Origin of the sequence: Sphingorhabdus contaminans, from assembly GCF_007280415.1 — a bacterium.
GTDB lineage: Bacteria > Pseudomonadota > Alphaproteobacteria > Sphingomonadales > Sphingomonadaceae > Sphingorhabdus_B > Sphingorhabdus_B contaminans.
On the sequence record NZ_VKKU01000001.1, the window covers coordinates 424,077 to 442,394 of the forward strand.

The window sequence follows — 18,318 nt, forward strand, 5'->3', positions numbered from 1 at the left end:
ATAACGCTATCATTAAAGGACAAGTTGTTAAAAAGTCACGAAATCACGATGATAAATTCTTAAGCGCGGCGCGATGCGAAGGGAAATTCTGAAGGCACCCCGATATGTATCGATCGATGTCGTCCATATCCGCCAGAGGCAAACCATCTGTTGATGCAACAAGCTTTTCATCCAGAGGGAAAGTGCCGTAACCGGCCAAAAGACAGTGCCAGGAAAGAGAAGTGTAGAATTGAGCAATGTTGAGATTCTGGATCACCTCATTCAAGTCGCCTCCTGAATACCAGGCAGTCATAATGGTCTTCAAATTGTCTGAGAGATTCCCGTTTAGAGCATTGTCGCGCCAATATTCCGTATCGGAACGTTGGTTCATACGATAATGCGCAACAATATAGTCGCGAATTCCGTCATAGCGTTCATTAAGGCTCCGGTTAAACTGTGTCGCGCCGGATTCCGTTTCACCGCCATTCTCATAAGCACGGATAAACCCCTCGACCGTTGCTTGCACAATATGAAGTGCCGTAGCTTCTAGCGGCTCTATAAAGCCCTGTGATAATCCGACTGCGAGGCAGTTCCTGACCCAACTGCGTTGGACGCGGCCTACATTCATCTTGAGGTGGCGCGCTTCGACTTCGCTATCGAGCATACCGAGATGTGCACGCAGCTCCGTTTCGGCGTCATCCTTGTCGATATATCGAGATGAATAGACATAACCATTACCGACGCGGTTCGTCAGCGGAATACGCCAAGCCCAGCCTGTCGATAGTGCCGTCGCACGCGTTTCGCTGAGGATATCGCCCTCCTCATTGGGGGAAGGCATCGCAACGGCGGCATTATTGAAAAGATTTTCTGCGAAGGGAAGGAAAGGCTCCCCAAACGTTTCCTGAATAATCGTACCACGAAACCCGCTGCAATCGACGAAAAAGTCGCCGCTGATGACTGCGCCATCCTTTGTTTGCAGTGATTCTACATTGCCAGCATTATCGAGCTGCACGTGCGTGACAGTATATTCCAGATGCTGGACATTCAATCGACTGGTCGCATGTTCCCGCAGCATTTTGCCAACAAGAACAGCATCAAAATGATAGCCGTAACCGATCGCGAATGGAAAATTGGGAGGGGCCAATGGCGCACGTCCATTAGCTGCTATGGAAGCAGGCAGAAAAAATCGGTCGGGATGCGCCCATACATTGCGGCCCGTTCGTCGTGCGCGGGTATGGAAAGCAAACTGCGGTTCTGTGAACAGATCGATCTGCGTGTGGAATGGATGAAAGTAACTTTCAAAGCCCGGTCTTTCGGACCAGCCGAAAAAACGGATGCCTGCTTTGTAAGTGGCGTTGCACTTAGGCATCCATTCAGCCTCGGCAATGCCTAGGGTGTCAAAGAAAGCCTTAAGCTGGGGAGTAGAGCCTTCGCCAACACCGATAATCCCGATGTCAGGAGATTCGACCACTGAAATGCGATGATGCGGCCAGTGATGCGCGAGCAGGCAGGCGGCCATCCAACCCGCTGTGCCGCCCCCAAGGACAACGAAGTGTTTGCGATCAGATGTCATTACCAGCGTTGAAGCATCCAGCTGAAGACGTCGTCAAGCCGTGCGGCCCAAGCATTTTCTTCATGCGGGGTGCCCACATAAACCTTACTTGAAAAATCCCGGCCTTTTTTCCAACCCGTCGCCATCAGCGCTGCATCCAGATTTTCCTGGTAAGGCTGATAAAAAGCATCTAGCGTTTCGGTGCCGTGATCAAACCAGATCCGCCGTCCGGCCGGTCTGCCGAGTTCTTCCTTCACAAAGCGGCGCCATCCTAAGAATATGTCATTTCGCTCTTCCGCGCTCCAATTGGGGTCCCCCAAAGGCAAATGTGTCGACACCGCACCGGCATGGCCAAATATGTGGGGATATCGAGTGATTGCATACAGCGAAATCAGTCCGCCCATGCTCGAACCGGCAATTGCCGTATGCTTGCGATCAGTCTTTGTCCGGTATTCGGCGTCTATACGTGGCTTCAACTCGGTGACGATAAATTTGAGATATTCGTCGGAAATAACCGGTTGATTATTGCTTTGCTTTTGTAGTTTCTGCCGCACTGCCGGGGATACAAAATCTAGCATTGGCTTTGGGAAATACTGTCGTCCACGGTCAATGCCGGGTTGATCTATTCCTACAATGATAAACGGCTTTGTCTTTTTAGCGGCAATCAAGCGCAATGCTGATTTGTCGGCGGCCCATACTTTGTTGAAATTGGACCTTTTGGGATCAAAAAGATTTTGACCGTCGTGCATATACACAACACCATAGCGTTCTCGCGAATTGTCATAGCCAGGGGGAAGCCAAATCACCACTTTGGTCGGCGCCAGTACCCTAGAGGGCACCGGTCGGAGATCGACAAAACGTCCGTTTGCCTGACCAGATGCGCCTTGCGGCACAAGCGCAAAAAGCCCTGCTGCAACACTAATCTTTAATAGGTTGCGCCGATCCATCACTTACCCTCCGCCGCTACCAGACGGATCGCAAAGCCGCCTCCTGGCGCCAGACGCATTGTGAGCGTGTCAGCGCTAGTCAGTTTTTTATTCTCAATCACAATCGAATGGCGTTTTTTCGTGCGGTAGTCCGCATCGTCCCCATCACGGTATATTTCTGCGACATAGCTTTTGCCGGGCGTCAAAAAGTCCAGTTTAAAGGACACTGTACGTTCCTGCTCATCACCTACCGCGCCTACATACCAATTCTCACCGTCGCGTTCTTTCCGTGCTATCGTGACATAATCGCCGATTTCAGCGTTGAGGACACGAGTGTCCTGCCAGTCGGTAGGTACATCCCGAATAAACTTCATAGGTTCAGGATATTTGGCATAATTTTCCGGAGTATCCGCGACCATCTGCACGGGTGAATAGATTACAACGTAAAGAGCCAGTTGTTTAGCAATGGTGGACAGCAGATCGCTGTCGTCACTACCTTTGAGGCTTAGAATGCCAGGCGTGAAATCCATGGGTCCTTCCAGCATTCGCGTAAACACGACATTGGCCTCATGTTCAGGCGGGTTTTTGCCGGGCCACGCGTTATACTCCATGCCGCGCATCCCTTCACGGGCAACCCAGTTTGGATAGGTGCGGTGCAAGCCGGTTCCCTTTACCGGTTCATGGCTGTCAATTCCGATTTTGTATTTTGCTGCTGCCTCGACGACACGCAATTGATGGTTCACCATCCATTGGCCTTGATGCCATTCGCGGTATTTTTTACCGTCAGGATCTTCGCGTTCCATCTGAGCCGCGTCGGTTACATACCCCGTTTTGACGACCATGTAATTATGGTCTGCCGCAAATTTGAAAGCTTTGTCGAACTGCTTTTCATAATGCGTCGCCGCACCGCCGGTTTCATGGTGGCCGATCAGGCGCACGCCCTTTTTCTTGCCGTATGCAACCAGCATGTCGACATCAAAATCCTCGGTTGGTTGCGCAAAATCCATATCGTGTCCATTGCCGAACCAGTCACCATCCCAACCCACATTCCAGCCTTCGACAAGCAGATGAGGGATTTTGTTGGCTGCCGCGAAGTCGATATAGCGTTTCACATTTTCATTTGTCGCGCCGTGCTTCGGACCACGTGCCCAGCTCCATTCGCCTTTAATCATGTTCCACCACACACCCGCGAATTTGCCAGGTTTGATCCAACTGACATCGCCAAGTTTGTTCGGTTCATTCAAGTTGAGCATGAGATGGCTATGATAGACGCCGGCTGCGTCATCGGCGATAATCAGCGTACGCCACGGTGTCGTCCAGGCACCTTTTTTCTGCACTTTCGGTGCCCCGGCGCCAGGGTGCAGCGCGGCACGTAGCGTTGTGCCCTCTGTGCGCGATACTGCCATACCTGAATAATCGACGAGTGCGGCTTCATGCAGTGCCACATGCGTGCCATCGGCCAGTTTGATAGTGATTGGCGTGTCTGCATTGCTCACGGCGGACAGAGGTGTCTTATTATAAAGATATTCCTCCCGGTTCCACAAAAATGCCGGCTTCCACCACGCGGTTCCATCGCTGGCAAACACAAATTCCGTTAGTTCGTCGGCAATATTGGTTTCCGCCATATTAGGCTGTTCGGGAAATTCGTAACGGAAACCGACACCGTCTTCATAAAGGCGAAACGTAACGGTAAAAACGCGTGCAAGAGCCGTCGTCTCTTTGAAATGTACCTTAAGTTCACGATAGCGGTTGCGGATTGTTTTCCATTCACCCCATGGTTGCGTCCAGTTTTCGTCGAAATCGCGCACTTCCTGTCCGGTGACGGATAAACGGCGGTCGATCTTGACCGCGTCGGTCAGCAGAAAACCGAGCTTTGACGGTGCAAGTATCGGTTTGCCCTTGCGCGTTACAGCATAGGCTGCGCGGCCATCCCCATCGATTGAAACTTCAACCTTCACGGTGCCATCGGGGGACGATGCGCTAGCAAGAGGCGCCCCCTGTACCGATGCTGCCGCGAGCAAAGCGCCACCCAGCGCCACAACGCTCCGGACAATTTTCGGCTTTGAATTTTTCTTGTCCATGTTGCGTCTCCTCTTCGCGATCATGCTATTTTTTCTAGAATTTGGGCGGCGTAGGCCGGCAGCGTACCTAGGCGTGCATCATTGACGGATTTGACCATTCGCCACCTGTCGGGCTGGGTCGGTTGCCAGGCAATGCTGTCGTCACCCATATTGAATGCACATATTAGATGCTGGTTTTCGCTAATCCGTTCAAAGATGAGCAGATTTGATCGTGCCTCAACGATATTCAGATTGCCTACGAGCATTGCTTCATTGGCGTTACGAAATGCCACAAGCTTGCGCGTGAGGTTCAACATCGAATGCGGATCCGCTTCCGCCCGATCGACGGCAAGGTCGCGATGGTCGGTGCCAAGGGGAAGCCAGGGCTCGCCTTTACTGAACCCGCATTGTTTGTCTGCTGCCACCCAAGGCATGGGCGTGCGTGTTCCGTCCCGGCTGAGCGTGAGCGGCCAGTTCGCGATAGCTTCCGGATCCTGAAGCTTGTCAAATGGAATATCCACTTGCGTCAGGGCAAGTTCCTCGCCTTGCCAGATGATTACATTGCCGCGCAGCGAAACGAACAACATCATAACCATGGCTGCGTAGGACTTTTCCGCGCCAGCTGGGGCCCATCGGCTAATCCAACGGGGAGCATCGTGATTGGAAAACGCCCAGCTTGGCCAGCCAACATTCTCGTCATCCGGCCACGCCTCAAGTGCTTCACGTACCAGAGCAGGAGTCAGTTTTTCGGCATAGAGAAAATTGAAGCCATAGGCGCTGTTGAAGTGGTCATCGCCGGCGGTAAATGCCTTCATTTCCTTATCAGGATCTGGTCCACCCACTTCCGCAACTGTGAAGCGGTCGGGATATTGGTCCATCAGTTTGCGGATACGGCCAATGAACGCGGGGATGTCCGGATGCGATTGATTGTGGATTTTCAACTGGAAATCGAAAGGTCGCGTGCGCACGCCATTTCCCGGCGGGGCAGGGGGATTATCCTTCAACTCTGGATCGTGCATCGCAAAATTTATGGCGTCTACGCGGAATCCATCAACGCCGCGATCCATCCAGAATTTCGCCACACCTAACAGTGCCTCTTGTACGTCAGGGTTATGCACGTTCATCTGCGGCTGGCTGCTTAAAAAATTGTGCATATAATATTGCCCGCGCCGGGCATCCCAGGTCCATGCAGGTCCGCCAAATACAGACTGCCAGTTGTTGGGCGGTGTGCCGTCGGGATTGGCATCGGCCCAGACATACCAGTCGGCTTTAGGATTAGATCGGTTTGAACGGCTTTCAGCAAACCATGCGTGCAGATCGGATGTATGCGAATAGACCTGATCAATCAAAATCTTCAGCCCAAGATCATGTGCCTTGGCTATCAGCGCATCAAAATCCGCAAGAGTTCCGAAAATTGGATCAACGCCACAATAGTCGGCAACATCGTAACCGAAGTCTTTCATGGGCGACGTAAAAAAGGGCGATAACCAGACGGCGTCAACATTGAGCGATGCGATGTAATCAAGCTTGCTCGTAATGCCGGGTAGATCGCCTATGCCATCGCCGTTGGAATCGGCAAAACTGCGGGGATAGACCTGATAAATGGTGGCACCACGCCACCACGGGTGATCAGATTGAGTCATGTGCAATAATTTCGTTATTTCAGTCATTTGACGGTACAGATCATATAATCGAGAGGGGCAAGTTCAATAGCGATGGTACCCGGAGCACGCGGCGTGGAAGGGCAGTTGCCGTGTAGCGAAGAGAGTATGGTGCTTTTCGGGTCAAGCTCTACATTGGTCGAGATCTGTTTTGTGGAAGTATTGACGATGGTCAGTACCTCTTCACCATTCGACTTGTCGATGCGGCTAAAGGCAAAAAGGCCTGGGCCTTCGGCATAGTTGCGGACAACCGTGTCGCCGCGCCGCAGGGCAGAGCTGCCTGTGCGGATTTTAGCGAGTTTTGCGATGGTTGTATAAATCGGGTGTTGCTGATTGAAATTTGCCTGGGCTGTCGTTGTGGTCGTACCCAGCAGCCGATCTTCATTATAGGTCGCTGTCTTTGACGCGAACAATGGCTGACGGGAATCTTGGTCGCCGCCCTTGCCGACAAATCCCTGTTCGTCGCCCGAATATATGGTAGGCACCCCGCGCATCGTAAACATCAGCGCATGGCCGAGGATAACCCGCTTCAGCAACTCCGCATCGTCGGCCTGAGGATTTTGCCTCTTCACGAACATCGCAAAGCGTCCGGCGTCATGATTGCCAATAAAGGTAGGCAATCTCTTGGCCGTTTCCGCGCCTCCCTCATATAAAACATCATCTTCGATTAGCCGGTTGAGCTTTTCGGTAGCTGCATTCCCGCCAACGGTATCAACGGTCGCGCGGCCAAATGCAAAATCGAGAATGGCGGGGAGTTTTGCCTCACGCGTATAGCGGGCAAGCAGTGCCGTATCTTGGTCTCCGGTCGCGACCTCGCCAAAGATATGGAAATTGGGAATTCTTTTCGCAGCCGCACGCTGAAGCATAGCGGGAGCAAATTTCGTCCAGAATTCAGAGTTTACGTGCTTCGCTGTGTCGATGCGGAAGCCATCAATTCCGTAATTATCTATCCATGCGCCATAGATGTCGATGAAGCCGTCAACAACTTTCGGATTTTCGGTATAGAGATCATCGAGACCGACAAAGTCGCCCATCGTCGAATTTTCGCCGGTAAAGGTCGTGTCGCCGCGGTTGTGGTAATAGCGGATATCGTTCAGCCACGCAGGAACCTTGATGTTCTTTTCCGCCTCCGGAACAACCGGTGTATAGGCGAAATTCATGTCAGTCAGCTTTGAGAAATTCTCTTCGGTTTTGACGCTATCACCGGCGAACCCCGCATTGATTGGCGCGCTATCCGAGGCGTGGCGGGAATAAGGAAAATCCGCGCGACTGCGATAACGGCAAGCAGAGGTTGGACATTCTTTGTACTGGATGACATCAGCTGTATGGTTGGCGATGATGTCCATATAAACCTTCATCCCGCGCTTATGTGCGGCATCGACAAAGGCTTTGAACTCTGCGTTGGTACCGAAATGTGGGTCGACACTGGTAAAGTCAGTCACCCAATAGCCATGATAACCGGCGCTTTCCTGACCTGGCCCGCCTTGTACAGGCTTGTTCTTGAAAACCGGCGCAAACCAGATTGCGGTTACGCCCATCGCCTGGATATAATCGAGCCGCTTGATTAGGCCCGCAAGGTCGCCGCCCTGGTAAAAACCCTTGGAAGTCGGGTCGAAGCCGTGCTTCATCCGGTCACCCTTAATGCCTCCAGTGTCGTTTTTGGGGTCGCCATTCTCAAAGCGGTCCGGCAACACGAAATAAATTGTTTCATCTTCCGGCAAACGGTCACGGAAAGATTGCGCCGCCAGTGGTAGTGGGCAGGTAGCTGCGAGCAAAGACGCTGCGAGAATTAGGGCCTTTGTCTTCATGGCATGGCTTTCTTCATTTCGAGGGGAGGGGCCGCGCATTGTGCGGTGATATAATCCTGATGCGGCGCCATCTGGCTGGCTACAAAGTCAGCATGTTTGTGCGCCACGGACAAAAACTCCTGCAACTGCGCCGGTGTCAGCTGATCCGCGAGAGGATGATAACCCCTAGGCCGCAGTCCCTGGCCCCACATGACCTGCAGCCATCCCAGCTCGGTAAACAGTTCTTCATTGTGGCGGACAATACGACCGTTGGCTTGGAACAGTTCCATTTTGGCGGCAAGACTATCGGGTACGTCCATCTCGCGGCAATGCGTCCAGAACGCCCCTTCGCGGTTGTTGGCTTTGTAATGCAAAATGATGAAATCCCGGATTGCGTGGAATTCGAAATCCATCTGCGTATTGAAAGCATCGATATCAGCCTGATCCGGCCGACCTGAAGGAAAGAAATTCAGTAACTTTGCAATGCCGCTTTGAATTAGATGGATGCTCGTCGATTCCAGTGGTTCCAAAAACCCGCTGGCAAGGCCAAGGGCTATGCAGTTCTTCTTCCAGATCTGTCTCCGCTTACCCGTTACAAAGCGAAGTTGGCGCGGTTCGGCAAGTGGGGCGCCGTCGAGGTTTTCCATCAATATGTCGGTCGCCCGGGCGTCATCGATAAAGTCGCTACAATAGACATGACCGTTCCCGATACGATGCTGCAACGGAATTCGCCATTGCCACCCCGCCTCTCGCGCAGTGGATCGAGTATAGGGTGTTAAAGGGTTTGCAGATGCACAGGGTACGGCCAGTGCGCGGTTGCACGGAAGATATTCTGTCCAGTCCTCATAGCCGCTATGCAGGGCTTCTTCGATCAGTAGGCCACGAAAACCGGAGCAGTCGATAAACAGATCACCCGATATGTTTACGCCTGATGAAAGGGTAACCGCATCGATGAAGCCGGACTGGCTGTTGAGTTCTGTGCCAACGATCTTGCCTTCCGTTCGAACGACACCCCGGGCTTCGGAATAGCGCCGTAAAAATGCTGCATAGAGTCCTGCGTCAAAATGATAGGCGTAGGCAACGCCACTCGGCAACGCGCCTGGCTTTTCCTGTGGTGGACTGAAGCGGTTCTGGGCTGCCGCAAGTGCCGTTGGCGAATAATCCCAAAGCGATGAAGTTCCACCTTGCTGATGATGCCGCAACCAATAGTGATGAAAGGGTAGTAAACCGAGCGGGCGACCTACTGCGCCAAAGGCATGGATATAGCGGTTGCCCGGCGCATACCAGTCGGCGAATTCAATGCCGAGCTTGAAGGAACCTTGCGTAGCGCGCACAAATTCCTTTTCGTCAATGCCGAGATTTTGATTGAAGAGCTGGATGGCGGGAATAGTTGCCTCGCCAACGCCGACGGTTCCAATTTCGTCGGACTCGATAACATGGATGGAAAAGCCTGGGCCCAGAAAGCGGGCGAAAGCTGCCGCAGCCATCCAGCCCGCAGTTCCACCACCCACTATCACGATCTGTTTCAGAGCGCTCTCCATGCTCTCCACTCATAAAAAAGGCCCCCGCCACGTAAGGTTGATGTCCTTCCGCGGCGGGGGCCCATGATTAGCTCATTAGAACTTGTAGGTGAACCCGGCCAGGAAACGGCGTCCGTAAATCTGGTAGTCGATCACCTGGTTGCGGGCTGCACCGACCGAAGCAAAGCGTTCGTCGGTCAGGTTTTGGCCCTGCAGGTAGAGCGACAGACCATGCAGCGCGCTGCCTTCCTGGAAGTCGTAACCGATTTGTCCATCTACGATCAGTTCAGCAAGGGCGGTACGGCGCGTTGGCGAACCACCAAAGCCGGTGAAATCTCCTAGGAATGTCGAACGGTAACGGACCGAACCGCGTGCGTTGAAGCCCCATTTTTCGAAATAGGCGGTGCCGTTGGCAACCCATTTCGAATAGCCGGGAATCTGGTCGACATTGCCTTGGGCATCCTTGACTTTCGTCTTGGTGTATCCAACGCCACCGGTAACGCCAAATCCATCCAGCGCTTCGGTGATGTTGCTGAAGGGCAGGGTAATCGCCAGTTCACCACCATAGAGCTTGCCGCCGCCGGTGTTGAATGACGATTCCAAGCGACCGATCAGAGTTGCCGGCGGCAGACCCGTTGGAAGCGGATAGCCGGCAAAGTCGAACGGGAAGCGGGTCCGGTCGATATAGCTCTTCACATCCTTGTGGAACAGCTGGAGCGAAATCACACCCGACTGACCGAAATATTTTTCGAAGTTCAGGTCAAAGGCGTTGGCGCGATAGGGACGCAACTGCGGGTTACCGCCGTTGCCGTCGATAAAGGGAGCCAAACCTGTGGGGCTGTCTGCCGCGTTGTTGTTGATGCCGTAGGAGACCGCGACGCGCAGGTCATCCAGACGAGGACGTTGGATCTGACGCGATGCGGCAAAACGAATGACGAAATCGCTGTCAAAGCGCATCGAGAGGTTCAGGCTGGGAAGAATATCCCAATAATTGGCACCCGCGCGAACCGAGCGTGCAACACCGCCGGCAAAAACCGTACCCGACGATTCCTGATCGGTATGGATAGCCTGTACACCGATATTACCGGTCAAGGTACCGTTGCCCAACTCCTGTTCAATGTCAGCCTGCAGATAGGCTGTCATCAGATCTTCGGTGACGCGGAATGCCTTGGCCGGGATGTCCGGCGAAAGGTTACGGTCGAGAACCAGCGTGCCGTCTGCAATCAGGTCGCGAGCATCATAGCTGACAATCGGGCCAAGGCCGAGATAGCTGAGATTGGTCGGACGCAGTAGGGCATTGGTGGGGATCGCGAGTTCAAGAGCACCACCACGCAAACGGACAAGGAATTCGTCCGGAGTCAGGCTCTTGCCACGATCCGTATAGTTCAAGCCGAACTTGATCGCAGAGAAGAAGCCTTCGACTTCCTTCTCAACACCGACACGATACTGCTTCAGTTCGTCTTCCACGATACGGTTGTTGTAATAACCGGCCTGAGGAACGACGCCACCGCCCCAGCCCAGTGGGTCGGTCAGGCGAATGAGCGCGGGATTGCTATAGTCGAGCGTTGGGTCGAAAACGGTGCCGGACGGACCGGAAACGAAGCTGATCGTATCGGTTGCACCAAGTGCCTGACCGAATCCGGTACCCGAATAGCTTTCGATGCTCAGTTCGTTGCGATCAGTCTTGGAATATCCGATATCGATGAACGCTTTCCAGCCGTCTTCGCCGTCATATTCTGCGTTATAGCCGAACGAATAGAGGTCTGCCTTGCGCTGGAAGATGTCGTTACGGACTACGCCTTGTACGTTGCGGAAGATACCTGAGTCGATCAAACCGTTGTTCACGGTAAAATCGGCTGGATTCCCGGTGGTGCCGAAAGCGAAGAAACCAAGAGGTAGCTCAATACCGCGTTTGGACTGGTCGTCTTCAAAGTTGGAATAGAAACCGTCCAAGGTCATGCGGACAGTATCCGATGCCTGATATTGAAGGGTACCGTTCAGGCCAAGACGCTTCAATTGTGTCGAAGTTACGAACGACTTCGAACCACCGATCAGGGCAGCATTGGTTGCAGTTCCATTTTGCACAGGGCCTGAAACGCTGTTGTAACCCCAAGCATTGAATTCCTGAAGCTGATAGGGCTCATCCACATAGGACGCCGACAGTGCGATGCCGATGGTATCGTCGGCAAACTGGTCGATGAAGGTCGCGTTGGCGCGATAGCCATATTTTTTCGAACCGGCGTTCAAAGCGCCAAGGTCGGCGTAAGTGCCGCGTGCGCCTACAGCGAGGACCGACTTGCCATAGTCAAGCGGGCGGACGGTGCGGATGTCGATTGTGCCGACAAGACCTTGGCCAACAAGCGATGCGGTAGGCGATTTGTAGACAACGACCTGGTTGACTATTTCCGAAGGATATTGGTCGAATTCGACCGCACGGTTATCACCGGTCGAAGTCTGTTCGCGACCGTTCAGCAGTGTTTGCGAAAAGTCAGGACCGAAGCCGCGGATGGAGATATTGTTCGAACGGCCGTTCAAACGCTGCGACGTTACACCAGGAAGGCGGGCAATCGATTCACCGATCGACGCATCGGGCAGCTTGCCGATGTCTTCTGCCGAGATGGATTCGACGATCTGGTCGTTGTTCTTCTTTTCATTGACTGCACTTTCAAGTGAAGCGCGGAAGCCCGATACGATGATCGCATCTTCTTCCTCTTCAGCAGGCGCCGCATCTTGAGCGAAAGCAGGTGCAGCAAAAGCCGCAACAAGTGCAGTGCCGAGTGCAAAGCGGCTCGCACTATGCGCAAATTGGCGCGCAGAATTAAACTGGAACTTGGCCATGATTCACTCCCCTAAAAGGCCCCGTCCAATTTCACGGACAGTAACCGGCTACGTTGACGCATCCAGACGCAGGCTCGCATGGATGCATGTATGACCCTGACAAAATGCGCCTGACACGGCGGAATGACCAGAAATCCACATACGTATTCAGAATATGCATTGGCGGCTGTTGCTGATTTGCAACAGAATCGGAAAAGCGGACCTGCTCCCATTGCGTCGCCCAAGCCGTAAGTCTAAGACTGGAAGCAGGAGTTGGAAAGGCGCTGACCGCCAATGGCAGGCAAAGCCACATCATTTGATATTGCGCAGCTTGCGGGCGTTTCGCAGCCAACCGTGTCGCGGGCTCTTCGCGGCAGTCCTTCGGTATCCGAACAGACGCGCAAGCGCATTGAAGCGATAGCGCAGCAACTAAATTATAAGGTCGACAAAAACGCTTCCAATCTTCGCCTGCAGGAAACGCGTACGCTGGCCTTGCTGTTCTTCGAGGATTCAACGCCCGATGAAACCGGTATCAATCCCTTCTTTTTGTCGATGCTGGGATCACTCACGCGCACATGTGCGCACAGAGGCTATGATCTGTTGATTTCGTTTCAGCAGCTCTCATCCAACTGGCATGTCGACTATGAAGACAGCCGCAAAGCCGACGGCATCATATTGCTCGGCTATGGCGACTATGAATTGTACCGCGTAAAGCTGGAACAACTGGTGGAGCAGGGGACGCATTTCGTAAGATGGGGATTTGCCCAGGAGGGCCAGCCGGGTACGACGATAGGATGTGACAATTTCCGGGGCGGAATTGATGCTGCACGCCATCTGATGCAGCACGGCCGCCGGAAAATCGCCTTCATTGGCGACGCTAGTAGCCATTATCCGGAATTTCAGGATCGCTATCGGGGCTCGTGCGAAGCGCAAGGGGGGGAGGGTATTATTGCAAACCCCGCGTTGCAGATTGACGCCTTGAATTCGCAAGAGGCCGGCTATGAAGCTGCCAATATCCTGATTTCAAGTGGCCAGGAATTTGATGCCATTTTTGCTGCCAGCGACACGATTGCCATCGGTGCGATGAAAGCCCTGCGCGAACATAAGATCGATATTCCGCGCGATGTCGCCATTGTCGGTTTTGACGATATTCCGGCGGCCAGTCTGACCCATCCACCCCTCACCACCATCCAGCAAAATTACAAGTTGGCCGGTGAAGCGCTCGTAGATGGCGTACTCAAGCAAATCCGCAACGAACCGGTACCGACAGCTGTTCTTCCTGCAAAACTGATCGTCCGGCAATCCTGCGGTTCGCATTAAGTATCACCTTCCTTATACGTATGCGTAGCCCGTGATTGGCCACCCAGCCATTGCGACGCACCGGCGGTTCTGCCAACCTAAGCGCAGAATATAAGTCGGGAGAGGATTGATCGTGGAAAAACCGCGTCAGGGATTTTGGGGTCTGTGGAACATAAGCTTCGGCTTTTTTGGTATCCAGATCGGTTTCGCACTTCAAAATGGAAATATGTCGCGCATCTTTCAGGCGCTAGGTACAAGTCTGGATGACTTGCCGGCACTATGGATTGCGGCACCGCTGACCGGATTGCTGGTCCAGCCGCTCATCGGACATTTCAGTGACCGCACCTGGCTCGGACGTCTCGGTCGTCGCCGGCCCTATTTTCTCGCCGGCGCGTTTCTGGCCGCGCTTTCGCTTTTCGTCATGCCATTGTCGGAGGTTCTGCTGGTCGCCGCCGTCATGCTTTGGATCCTCGACGCGTCGCTTAACATATCAATGGAGCCGTTCCGCGCTTTTGTCGGCGACATGCTACGCAAAGATCAGCACACGGCAGGATATGCGGTACAAACTGCGTTCATCGGGGCAGGCGCCGTTGTCGGATCGGTCTTTCCCTATGTGCTCGACAGTTGGGGCGTCGCCAATGTCGCGCCGATCGGACATATCCCCGATACGGTGAAATACAGCTTTTGGTTTGGTGGACTGGCTCTGTTTGTGGCGGTTTTGTGGACCGTCTTGACGACGAAAGAATATAGTCCTGCGGAAATGGAAATGTTCGACGGTCCCGCACCTGATAGCGGACTGACCATGCGCGCCTTGGCCTCGCGATCCCTTGCCGGCGCGACATTGTGGATTGTGGCAGGTGGGGCCATAACTTTCCTTGTCGCGACTTTGGGACTTGAAAAGGAAGTTTATCTGCTTGGAGCGCTACTGGCTGGCTATGGGATCGCCAGTCTGATCGCGATCCGCATGGCAAAATCAGGCCGCGACAACAACATCCTGTCCCATATTGTGGGCGATTTTTCCGGCATGCCCGACATTATGAAAAAGCTTGCGCTGGCGCAGTTTTTCAGTTGGTCAGCCCTGTTTATCATGTGGATATACACCACACCGGTCGTTGCCCAATATATGTTCGGATCGGCTGATCCTGCCAGCGAAGCTTATGGCGACGGTAGCAATTGGGTCGGAACATTATTTGCTATCTACAATGGTGTTGCCGCGCTCGCGGCGCTCTTGCTGCTTCCTAAAATGGCAGCAAAGTTCGGGAAAGTAAAAACCCACATTGCCTGCCTTGTCGCCGGGTCGGCAGGGTATCTCAGCTTTCTGTTTATTCGTGACCCCAATTTGCTGATCTTCTCGGAATTGGGAATTGGTATCGCCTGGGCTTCAATTCTGGCTATGCCTTATGCAATATTGGCATCAAGCCTGCCGCCCAGCAAGATGGGGGTCTATATGGGTTTGTTCAACGTGTTCGTTGTGATTCCGCAGTTACTGGTTGCGACCGTAATGGGCAGCATATTGAAGGCTTTTTTCCCGACGGAACCTATTTGGACAATGGCCTTTGCCGCAGTTGTCATGCTGTGCGCCGCGCTTGCAATGTTGCGGGTTAAAGAGGTTTCAGACTGAACTGTTTTCCAAGGCCTGCATCTCACTTTCCAGCTTGCGCGTAACAGCCTCGGGCGAACCTGTATAGCGCGCCAGCCGGGCGTATATGATGGGGATCAGAACTAGGGTGATTAATGTCGCAAGCGTCACCCCGAACACGATGACGACGCCGATGGCCGAACGGGCCGCGCCACCTGCACCGCTCGCAAGGGCGAGGGGGATTGTGCCGAATACGGTTGCGATCGATGTCATCAGAATTGGACGAAGACGGCGTGTCGCGGCTTCCTGAACCGCATCGATAATGTCCTTGCCCTCATCACGTAACTGGTTCGCAAATTCGACGATCAATATCCCGTTTTTCGCGGCCAGGCCGACAAGCATAACGATCCCGATCTGGCTATAGAGATTGAGGGTGGTGCCGGTGATCGCCAATCCCACAAGTCCGCCGCCGACAGCCAAGGGTACGGTCGTGATAATCGTCAAGGGATGAACAAAACTTTCGAACTGAGCAGCCAAGACAAGATATACGATCACAATGGTTAGCAGGAATATGACAACAATCGAACCGCCGGTTTCTTTATATGCCTGGCTTTCCCCGCGATATCCGATAGCCAGAATTTCCGGGGACTGCCTTGCTTCCTGTTCCAGAAATGCGAGCGCTTCGCCCATGGTATATCCGGGAGCAAGGCCGCCCGACAGGGTTATCGCCCGCAATTTGTTGAAACGGCCAAGATCTTTCGCGCCCGCCGTTTCGCTGTAGCGGACAAGATTGGCGAGCGAGACTAGAGACCCGTCACGCGCACGCACCTGTATCGCGGCCAGATTTTCGGGCGATGCCCGGTCCTCGGCGTCAGCTTGCACGATCACGCGGTATTCTTCACCGCGGTCAACATAGGTCGATACGCGGCGCGATCCCAATAATGTCTGAAGCGCCTGACTGACATCTGCGACGGAAACACCAAGATCGCCTGAACGCGTCGTATCGACCTGGATTTCCATCTGGGGCTTGGTTTCTTTGTAATCGGAATCCAGATTGACGATACCTGGGTTGTTGCTTGCCGCGGCCAAAAGCCGGTCACGGGCAACGCTGAGCGATTCATAGGTTCCGCCTGCAATGACAAAGTTCAGCGGTTGGCCTCGGCTACGTCCGATGGATGAACGTGCTGCGGCGTTGCCGCGTACGGCCGGCAATTCGGCGAGGATCTTGTTTATTTGACCGACGACGTCATTCGTTGCTTCGGTCCGTTCTTCCCACGGCTTTAAAAAGACAACGAAAGTACCATTGTTAAAATCGTCGCTTGCAGAAAAACCGCCTGGCGTCCGCTGGATAATCGAACGCACCGTTCCTTTATCCAGAAGATCGAGGACAGGTTTGGACGCATCCAGCATGTAGCGGTCCATTTCGGCAAATCCGGTGCCTTCCGGAGCCGAAATGTTGACGTTCAGCACGCCGACATCTTCACCCGGTGCAAGTTCGGAATCGAGCAAGGTAAAGCAAAAAGCACCCACCGCCAGAAATGCGCCGACGCCCAAGAGTGACAGGATGGGCTTGGCAACAACACGCCCGACTGTACGGTGATAGGACTCTTCCAACCGGGTAAACCGGTTATCTACCCATTTGGCCAAGCGCCCGCGTTCCTGATTCCGGAGCAATTTGGAACAAAGCATCGGCGCAAGACTGAGCGCGACAAAACCCGAGAAAGCAACGGCGGCAATCATGGTTCCTGCGAGTTCGCGGAACAGCAATCCCGTCTGTCCGGCGAGAAACATTACGGGCACAAAGACCGCGCAGACGACGATCGTTGTAGAGATAACGGCAAAGGCAACTTGCCGAGTTCCCTGAACCGCCGCAACAAGCGGAGGATCGCCCCTTTCGATCCGGTGGTACACATTTTCCAGAACGACAATGGCATCGTCCACAACCAGGCCAATTGCCAGCACCATCGCCAGAAGTGTCAGCAAATTTATGGAAAAGCCGAGCATCCACAGCACAGCGAATGTGGCCAGAAGGCAGATAGGAACTGTAACGGCTGGTATCAGTGTCGCCCGCCAACTTCCCAGAAACAGGAAGATGACCAGAACAACCAGAAGAGCGGCTTCGGCCAGGGTCTGCCACACGCCGTCGATCGCGCGGCTAATAAATTGGGAATCGTCCGAGCCGACGGTAATTGTCATGCCCTCGGGCAAAGTTGGCTTTATATCTTCAGCCAGCTTTTTGGCGCTTTCCGCAACCGCCAATGTGTTCGCACCCGACTGCCGCACTATACCCATGCCCAGTGCCGAATTTCCATTAAGTCGAAATGCCGAATAGGGATTTTCCGCTCCTTTCTCGACCCGGGCAACATCTCCCAAGCGGACAAGATATCCGTTCTCGCCACGCGCAACGACCAGTTGGCGAAATTGTTCTTCGTCGCCGAACGCACGTGTAACGCGCAACGTGATGTTCTGGGCCGCGGACTCCAGTCGCCCGGCCGGCAACTCGACATTCTGGCTACGCAACGCATTTTCAATATCGGCGGGTGTCAGGCTGAGCGCCGCAAGCCGCTCGGGCTTTAACCATATCCGCATGGACGGGCGGGCTTCGCCGCCGACAAAGACGCGTGCGACACCGTCGATTGCGGAAAAACGATCAACCAGATTGCGGTCGAGATAATCGCTCAGCTCCAGCCGGGACCAGCCGGGCTTAGAAACCACAAGAAACAAAATAGGAGATGCATCGGCGTCAACTTTGCGTACCTCAGGTGCGAGCACTTCTTCGGGCAGGTCGTCCACTGCACCGCCTACTCGGTCCCTCACATCGTTCGCGGCACTGTCAACCGAACGGCCCGGTGCAAATTCGATGGTGATTTGCGATTGCCCGTCGCGTGATCGGGATGTGAGTGTCTGGATACCTTCGATACCGGCCAGCGCATTTTCAAGAACCTGCGTCACACGCGTTTCGACCACTGTTGCGGCAGCGCCGGTATAGCTTGTATCTACAGATACAATAGGCGGTTCGGTATCTGGATATTCGCGAACCGGCAGGCTCATAAAGCCGACGATGCCGACCAGAATCATCAATATTGCCAGAACTGCAGCGAATACCGGGCGCCGGACGGAAATGTCGGAGATTGTCAT

General features: G+C 53.8%; 10 protein-coding genes. 2 read left to right on the plus strand and 8 right to left on the minus strand.

Going from position 1 to position 18,318, the window contains the following annotated elements:
• Positions 1-43 precede the first annotated feature (43 nt).
• The 7 genes from FOM92_RS02195 to FOM92_RS02225 all read right to left on the minus strand — a co-directional run bounded on the left by FOM92_RS02195 (position 44) and on the right by FOM92_RS02225 (position 12,323).
• Entirely contained in the window at positions 44-1,552 is a 1,509-nt protein-coding gene (locus FOM92_RS02195; RefSeq protein ID WP_143775139.1) for a tryptophan halogenase family protein, read from the minus strand.
• Positions 1,552-2,478, minus strand: a complete 927-nt coding sequence (locus tag FOM92_RS02200; protein ID WP_143775140.1) for an alpha/beta hydrolase — start codon at positions 2,476-2,478, stop codon at positions 1,552-1,554. Before FOM92_RS02200 ends, FOM92_RS02195 begins: the two co-directional genes overlap by 1 nt.
• On the minus strand, positions 2,478-4,538 hold the full coding sequence (locus FOM92_RS02205; protein WP_143775141.1) for a glycoside hydrolase family 97 protein: 2,061 nt from the start codon (positions 4,536-4,538) through the stop codon (positions 2,478-2,480). Before FOM92_RS02205 ends, FOM92_RS02200 begins: the two co-directional genes overlap by 1 nt.
• Positions 4,539-4,558: 20 nt before the next feature.
• Complete coding sequence (locus FOM92_RS02210; RefSeq protein WP_143775142.1) at positions 4,559-6,160, minus strand: alpha-amylase family glycosyl hydrolase; 1,602 nt, start codon at positions 6,158-6,160, stop codon at positions 4,559-4,561.
• A 23-nt stretch (positions 6,161-6,183) separates the two neighbouring features.
• Positions 6,184-7,986: an alpha-amylase family glycosyl hydrolase gene (locus FOM92_RS02215; protein WP_143775143.1), complete on the minus strand. Its 1,803-nt coding sequence runs from the start codon at positions 7,984-7,986 to the stop codon at positions 6,184-6,186.
• Positions 7,983-9,506: a tryptophan halogenase family protein gene (locus tag FOM92_RS02220; protein ID WP_143775144.1), complete on the minus strand. Its 1,524-nt coding sequence runs from the start codon at positions 9,504-9,506 to the stop codon at positions 7,983-7,985. The genes FOM92_RS02215 and FOM92_RS02220 overlap by 4 nt, the downstream gene beginning before the upstream one ends.
• Before the next feature lie 75 nt (positions 9,507-9,581).
• Positions 9,582-12,323: a TonB-dependent receptor gene (locus tag FOM92_RS02225; RefSeq protein ID WP_143775145.1), complete on the minus strand. Its 2,742-nt coding sequence runs from the start codon at positions 12,321-12,323 to the stop codon at positions 9,582-9,584.
• Between the two features lie 273 nt (positions 12,324-12,596).
• Here FOM92_RS02225 and FOM92_RS02230 point away from each other — a divergent pair, with 273 nt between their 5' ends.
• Positions 12,597-13,622: a LacI family DNA-binding transcriptional regulator gene (locus FOM92_RS02230; protein ID WP_143775146.1), complete on the plus strand. Its 1,026-nt coding sequence runs from the start codon at positions 12,597-12,599 to the stop codon at positions 13,620-13,622.
• A 112-nt stretch (positions 13,623-13,734) separates the two neighbouring features.
• Positions 13,735-15,222 (plus strand): MFS transporter, encoded by a 1,488-nt coding sequence (locus FOM92_RS02235; RefSeq protein WP_425473360.1) that lies wholly within the window; start codon positions 13,735-13,737, stop codon positions 15,220-15,222.
• On the opposite strand, the gene FOM92_RS02240 is transcribed toward FOM92_RS02235, so the two are convergent.
• On the minus strand, positions 15,214-18,318 hold the full coding sequence (locus tag FOM92_RS02240) for an efflux RND transporter permease subunit (RefSeq protein ID WP_143775148.1): 3,105 nt from the start codon (positions 18,316-18,318) through the stop codon (positions 15,214-15,216). The two genes, FOM92_RS02235 and FOM92_RS02240, sit on opposite strands and share 9 nt — an antisense overlap.

What these genes read in the sequence shown, in the direction of transcription:
- FOM92_RS02195 (WP_143775139.1), bottom strand. Translation starts at nt 1,552, where the DNA reads ATGACATCTGATCGCAAACACTTCGTTGTCCTTGGGGGCGGCACAGCG.
- FOM92_RS02200 (WP_143775140.1), bottom strand. Translation starts at nt 2,478, where the DNA reads ATGGATCGGCGCAACCTATTAAAGATTAGTGTTGCAGCAGGGCTTTTT.
- FOM92_RS02205 (WP_143775141.1), bottom strand. Translation starts at nt 4,538, where the DNA reads ATGGACAAGAAAAATTCAAAGCCGAAAATTGTCCGGAGCGTTGTGGCG.
- FOM92_RS02210 (WP_143775142.1), bottom strand. Translation starts at nt 6,160, where the DNA reads ATGACTCAATCTGATCACCCGTGGTGGCGTGGTGCCACCATTTATCAG.
- FOM92_RS02215 (WP_143775143.1), bottom strand. Translation starts at nt 7,986, where the DNA reads ATGAAGACAAAGGCCCTAATTCTCGCAGCGTCTTTGCTCGCAGCTACC.
- FOM92_RS02220 (WP_143775144.1), bottom strand. Translation starts at nt 9,506, where the DNA reads ATGGAGAGCGCTCTGAAACAGATCGTGATAGTGGGTGGTGGAACTGCG.
- FOM92_RS02225 (WP_143775145.1), bottom strand. Translation starts at nt 12,323, where the DNA reads ATGGCCAAGTTCCAGTTTAATTCTGCGCGCCAATTTGCGCATAGTGCG.
- FOM92_RS02230 (WP_143775146.1), top strand. Translation starts at nt 12,597, where the DNA reads ATGGCAGGCAAAGCCACATCATTTGATATTGCGCAGCTTGCGGGCGTT.
- FOM92_RS02240 (WP_143775148.1), bottom strand. Translation starts at nt 18,318, where the DNA reads ATGACAATCTCCGACATTTCCGTCCGGCGCCCGGTATTCGCTGCAGTT.